The organism is Bradyrhizobium sp., assembly GCF_028868675.1.
Lineage (GTDB): Bacteria > Pseudomonadota > Alphaproteobacteria > Rhizobiales > Xanthobacteraceae > Bradyrhizobium.
In genome coordinates, this window is the sequence record NZ_JAGWUA010000251.1 from 1 (window position 1) to 5815 (window position 5815).

Annotated in this window: 3 protein-coding genes and 1 pseudogene; 2 read left to right on the forward strand and 2 right to left on the reverse strand. The window is 65.5% G+C overall.

The window, feature by feature from the left end; genetic code table 11:
- Positions 1 to 252 (reverse strand): annotated as a pseudogene (locus KGM94_RS22730) (ATP-dependent helicase HrpB); the annotation flags it as partial.
- Positions 253 to 350: 98 nt separating this feature from the next.
- Positions 351 to 1667: a UDP-glucose/GDP-mannose dehydrogenase family protein gene (locus tag KGM94_RS22735; protein WP_300264331.1), complete on the reverse strand. Its 1317-nt coding sequence runs from the start codon at positions 1665 to 1667 to the stop codon at positions 351 to 353.
- Between the two features lie 189 nt (positions 1668 to 1856).
- Here KGM94_RS22735 and KGM94_RS22740 point away from each other — a divergent pair, with 189 nt between their 5' ends.
- On the forward strand, positions 1857 to 2924 hold the full coding sequence (locus KGM94_RS22740; RefSeq protein ID WP_300264333.1) for an acyltransferase family protein: 1068 nt from the start codon (positions 1857 to 1859) through the stop codon (positions 2922 to 2924).
- 111 nt (positions 2925 to 3035) lie between these two features.
- On the forward strand, positions 3036 to 5815 hold a 2780-nt coding region (gene polA, locus KGM94_RS22745; RefSeq protein WP_300264335.1), incomplete at its 3' end, for a DNA polymerase I.

A 5815-nucleotide genomic window follows, 5' to 3' on the forward strand; every position in this document is an offset into this window, starting at 1 on the left:
ATCGCCTGCCCGCTCGCCCAGGCTCTTGGCCATCCGGTCGGCGCTGGCACGGGCGGCGATGCGCCGCGGCTCCAGCACGACGATCTTCCCGTTCTTCGCCCAGGGCGCGTCCAACAGCGCCAGCGGCACGCGCGTGGTCTTGCCGGCGCCGGGCGGCGCTACCAGGACGGCCGCGTTATGATCGGCCAGCGTGCGCGACAGTTCGTCGAGCACCACGTCGATCGGGAGAGGCGTATCGAAGCTGCGGGGCAACTACCTGGCATCCGTCATCGCGCACCGCCCGATGACAAGCTCCACCGGGCGACAATGGATACCCCGCCTTCACAGGCCATGACAACAACGCGTGGCTATCAGCCCTGTACCACGGGCCGGCCGATGCTCTCATAGACGAAGCCGGCGGCACGCATCTCCTCGGGGCGGTAGACGTTGCGCAGGTCGACGATGACCGGCTGCGCCATGACTTCCTTCAGCCGGTCGAGATCGAGCGCGCGGAACTGCACCCACTCGGTGACGATCACCAGCGCATCCGCGTCACGGGCGCAGCTATAGGGATCGTCGCAATAGTCGATGTTTGGCAGTTCCTGGCGCGCCGGCTCCATGCCGGCCGGATCGTAGGCGCGGACCTTTGCACCCATGTCGAGCAGCCCGGTCACGAGCGGGATCGACGGTGCTTCGCGCATGTCGTCGGTGTCGGGCTTGAAGGTCAGGCCGAGCACGGCGATGGTCTTGCCGCGCAACGCGCCGCCGAGCGCATGGCTTACTTTACGCGCCATCGCGCGCTTGCGGTTCTCGTTGACGGCGAGCACCGCCTCGACGATGCGCAGGCTCACGTCGTAGTCCTGCGCGATCTTGATCAGCGCGCGCGTGTCCTTCGGAAAGCATGAGCCGCCAAAGCCGGGGCCCGGATGCAGGAATTTCGTGCCGATGCGGTTGTCCAGTCCGATGCCGCGCGCGACCTCCTGCACGTTGGCGCCGACCTTTTCGGAGAGGTCGGCGATCTCGTTGATGAAAGTGATCTTGGTCGCGAGAAACGCGTTCGCGGCGTATTTGATCATCTCCGCGGTGCGGCGCTCCGTAAACAGCAGCGGCGCCTGGTTGAGCGACAGCGGCCGGTAGATGTCCCCCATCATCTTGCGCCCGCGCTCGTCATTCGTGCCGACGACGATGCGGTCGGGGAATTTGAAATCGCGAATCGCCGCCCCTTCGCGCAGGAATTCGGGATTCGAGGCGATCACGACGTCGGCCGCCGGATTGGTCTCGCGAATCAGCCGCTCGACCTCGTCGCCGGTGCCGACCGGGACGGTCGACTTCGTCACGACCACCGTGAAGCCCGACAGCGATTTCGCGATCTCGCGCGCGGCGGCGTAGACATAGGTGAGGTCGGCGTGGCCATCGCCGCGACGCGACGGCGTGCCGACCGCAATGAACACGGCGTCCGCCTCCGCCACCGGCTTGGACAGATCGGTGGTGAAGTCCAGGCGCTTGGCCTTGACGTTGGCCGCGACCAGCGCATCGAGCCCGGGCTCGAAGATCGGGATTTCGCCGCGATGCAGGGCCGCGATCTTGCGTTCGTCCTTGTCGACGCAGGTGACCTCGTGACCGAAATCCGCGAAGCACGCGCCGGAGACCAGCCCCACATATCCCGCGCCGATCATGGCAATTCGCATGAAAACCCTGCCTGTGTTGGTTAACGGAAGAATGATGATTTGAGGCGGTCTTAGAGCATTTCCCGCCTCTCGGGAAAGGGAAAACCCTCGGGAAAAGAGGCATGCCTCTTGTAAGAGTAAAGGGGACCGAAACCAGGCAGCGTCATACTGCCTCGCCATGGGTCGGCACGCGCCTCGAAAAGGGACACCATGACACCAATCGGCACAACAGCCGGAACCCGGGGATCCCAGGCCGCGCCGGCCGCACGCGTCGATTGGGTGGACTACGCCAAGGGCATCTGCATCGTCATGGTCGTGATGATGCATTCGGTGCTGGGCGTTGAGCTGGCCGCCGGCGAGAGGGGCTTCATGCATGTGCTGGTGGCCTTCGCAAGACCGTTCCGAATGCCGGACTTCTTCCTGATTTCGGGGCTGTTCCTGCCGCTCGTGATCGATCGGGACTGGCGAACCTATCTCGATCGCAAGGTCGTACACTTCGCCTACTTCTATGTCCTCTGGGTGACGATCCAGTTCGGCTTCAAGGCGCCGGGCTTCGCGGCCCAGACCGGCTGGCGCGACGCCGGCCTGTTGTATCTGGAATCCTTCATCGAGCCGTTCGGCACGCTCTGGTTCATCTATCTGCTGCCGATCTTCTTCGTCGTCACGAAACTGACACGTCGAATCTCCCCGCTCGCGATCTGGTGCGCCGCGGCGCTGCTGGAGAGCACGCACGTCGCGACGGGGTGGACCGTGATCGACGAGTTCTGCGCACGCTTCGTCTATTTCTATTCGGGATACCTGTTCGCGGATTACGTGTTCGCGCTGTCCGATCGCGCGCGAGCCTATCCGGTCGGCGCGCTCGCGGCGCTCGCGATCTGGGCGGTCGTCAACGGCAGCGTCGTCGCCATCGGCGCCAGCGAATGGCCGATCGTCTCGCTGGTGCTGGGCCTCGCCGGCGCCTGCGCCATCGTTACGACCGGCACGCTGCTCGCGCATGTGCGCCGGATGAATTTCCTGCGCTTCTGCGGCGAGCATTCGATCGTGATCTATCTCGCCTTCTTCCTGCCGATGGCCGCGACCCGGACGCTGCTCTTGCGCTCCGGCATCATTGCCGACATCGGGGCGATGTCCCTGATCGTCACCATCGCAGGCGTCGTGGGCGCGCTCCTGATCTGGCGGGCCGCCCTGCGGTTGCGCGCGAATTTCCTGTTCGAGCGCCCGGACGCGTTCTGGATCGCTCCGAAGAAGGCGGGACCTGTGTTGCAGGCGGCGGAATGACACCGGTCATCCGCTCTCGCGGATGATGACAGTGGGGATAGCGGCGCCGAACGGGCCAAAAACCACCCTCCCGAGGCTGTCATTCCCCGCAAAAAATCCTACATTGCGGCCATGCCCAAAGCCTCCCCGAAAGCCGCCACAAAGCCCGCTGCCGCAAAGCCCGTCGCCGCGAAAGCAACCGGCATGGGCGATCATGTCTTCCTGGTCGACGGTTCCTCCTACATTTTTCGTGCCTATCACGCGCTGCCGCCCCTCAACCGCAAGTCGGACGGGCTGCAGGTCAACGCCGTGCTCGGCTTCTGCAACATGCTGTGGAAGCTGCTCCGCGACATGCCGGCGGACAACCGGCCGACGCATCTGGCCATCGTCTTCGACAAGTCGGAAGTCACCTTCCGCAACAAGATCTATCCCGAATACAAGGCGCACCGGCCGCCCGCGCCCGACGACCTGATCCCGCAATTCGCGCTGATCCGCGAAGCCGTGCGCGCCTTCGACCTGCCATGCCTGGAGCAGGGCGGCTTCGAGGCCGACGATCTGATCGCGACCTATGCGCGACAGGCCTCGACGCGCGGCGCCACCACGACCATCGTGTCTTCCGACAAGGACCTGATGCAACTCGTCAACGACAAGATCACGATGTTCGACACCATGAAGGATCGCCGCATCGGCATCCCCGAGGTGATCGAAAAATTCGGCGTGCCGCCAGAGAAGGTGGTCGAGGTGCAGGCGCTGGCCGGCGATTCCACCGACAACGTGCCGGGCGTGCCCGGCATCGGCGTCAAGACCGCGGCCCAGCTCATCACCGAATATGGCGACCTCGAGCAGCTCCTCGAGCGTGCCGGCGAGATCAAGCAGCCGAAGCGGCGCGAGGCGTTGCAGGGCAATGCCGAGAAGGCGCGCATCTCGCGACAGCTCGTTCTGCTCGACGACAAGGTCAAGCTCGACGTGCCGCTCGACGATCTCGCCGTGCACGAGCCCGACGCGCGCAAGCTGATCGCGTTCCTGAAGGCCATGGAATTCTCGACGCTGACCCGCCGCGTCGCCGAGTATTCGCAGATCGATCCCGCCGCGATCGATGCGAATGCAGGCCTGTCCAGCAGCAGCATGCCGGCTGCGGCACGCGCGGAGGCGGCGGGCGCCGGTCCCGCCGTTGCCACGCCGGCCCCGGCAAGCGGCGCGGGGAAGGCCGCGCCCGGCAAGGGCGGCCGCGAGCACAAGACGTCGAGCCTCAAGGGATCCCCGATCTCGTTGGCCGCCGCACGCGCGGACGCGCTGCGAAAACTTCCTTTCGATCACACCAAATATCGGGCGATCAGGACACTCGACGAGCTCGAGGCCGTCATCGCGCGCATCCACGATGCCGGCCATGTCGCGATCGAGGCCAGGGCCAACTCGATCGACCCGATGCAAGCCGATCTCTGCGGCATCGCGCTGGCGCTCGGGCCGAACGACGCCTGCTATCTGCCGCTGGCGCACAAGCAGGCGGGCGGCGGCGCCGGCCTGTTCGACGCGGGACTGGCGCCGGATCAGGTCGGGCACGCGGACGCGATCGACGCCTTGCGACCGGTGCTGGAGTCGGCAGGCATCCTCAAGGTCGGCTTCAGCATCAAGTTCGCCGCGGTCATTCTCGCCCAGCACGGCATCAGCTTGCGCAACCACGACGACGCGCTGCTGATGTCCTATGCGCTGGATGCCGGCCGCGGCTCGCAGGCGCCGGGCTCGCTCGCCGAGCGCTGGTTCGGCCATGCCATGCTGGCCGAGAACGAGTTGCTCGGCAGCGGCAAGAACAAGCTGACCTTCGACCAAATCCCGATCGACAAGGCGGCCGAGCTCTGCGCCGAAAGTGCCGACATCGCCTTGCGGCTCTGGCGCGTGCTCAAGCCGCGCCTTGCCGCCGAGCACATGACCACGGTGTACGAGACGCTGGAGCGCCCGCTGGTCAGCGTCCTCGCGCGCATGGAGCGGCGCGGCATCTCGATCGATCGCCAGGTGCTGTCGCGGCTGTCTGGCGAATTCGCGCAGACCGCGGCGCGGGTCGAAGCGGAGATCCAGGAGATCGCGGGCGAGCCGATCAATGTCGGCAGCCCCAAGCAGATCGGCGACATCCTGTTCGGCAAGATGGGACTGCCCGGCGGCACCAAGACCAAGACCGGCGCCTGGTCGACGACCGCGCAGGTGCTCGACGATCTCGCCGAACAGGGCCACAACTTGCCGAAGAAAATCCTAGAATGGCGCCAGGTCTCGAAGCTGAAATCGACCTATACCGACGCGCTGCCGACCTACGTCAATCCGCGGACCCATCGCGTCCACACCACCTATGCGCTGGCGGCGACGACGACGGGGCGGTTGTCGTCGAACGAGCCGAACCTGCAGAACATCCCGGTGCGCACCGAGGACGGGCGAAAGATCCGCCGCGCCTTCATCGCGACACCGGGCCACAAGCTGGTCTCGGCCGACTATTCTCAGATCGAGCTCAGGCTGCTCGCCGAGATCGCCGACATTCCCGTCCTGAAGCAGGCGTTCAAGGACGGCCTCGACATTCACGCCATGACGGCGTCGGAGATGTTCGGCGTGCCGATCAAGGGCATGCCGAGCGAGATCCGCCGCCGCGCCAAGGCGATCAATTTCGGCATCATCTACGGCATCTCGGCCTTCGGGCTCGCCAACCAGCTCGGCATCGCGCGCGAGGAGGCCTCAGCCTACATCAAGAAGTATTTTGAACGCTTCCCCGGCATCCGCGCCTATATGGACGAGACGAAGGAGTTCTGCCGGCAGAACGGCTACGTCACCACGCTGTTCGGTCGCAAGTGCCATTACCCCGACATCAGGGCGTCCAACGCCTCGGTGCGCGCCTTCAACGAACGCGCCGCGATCAACGCGCGCCTGCAGGG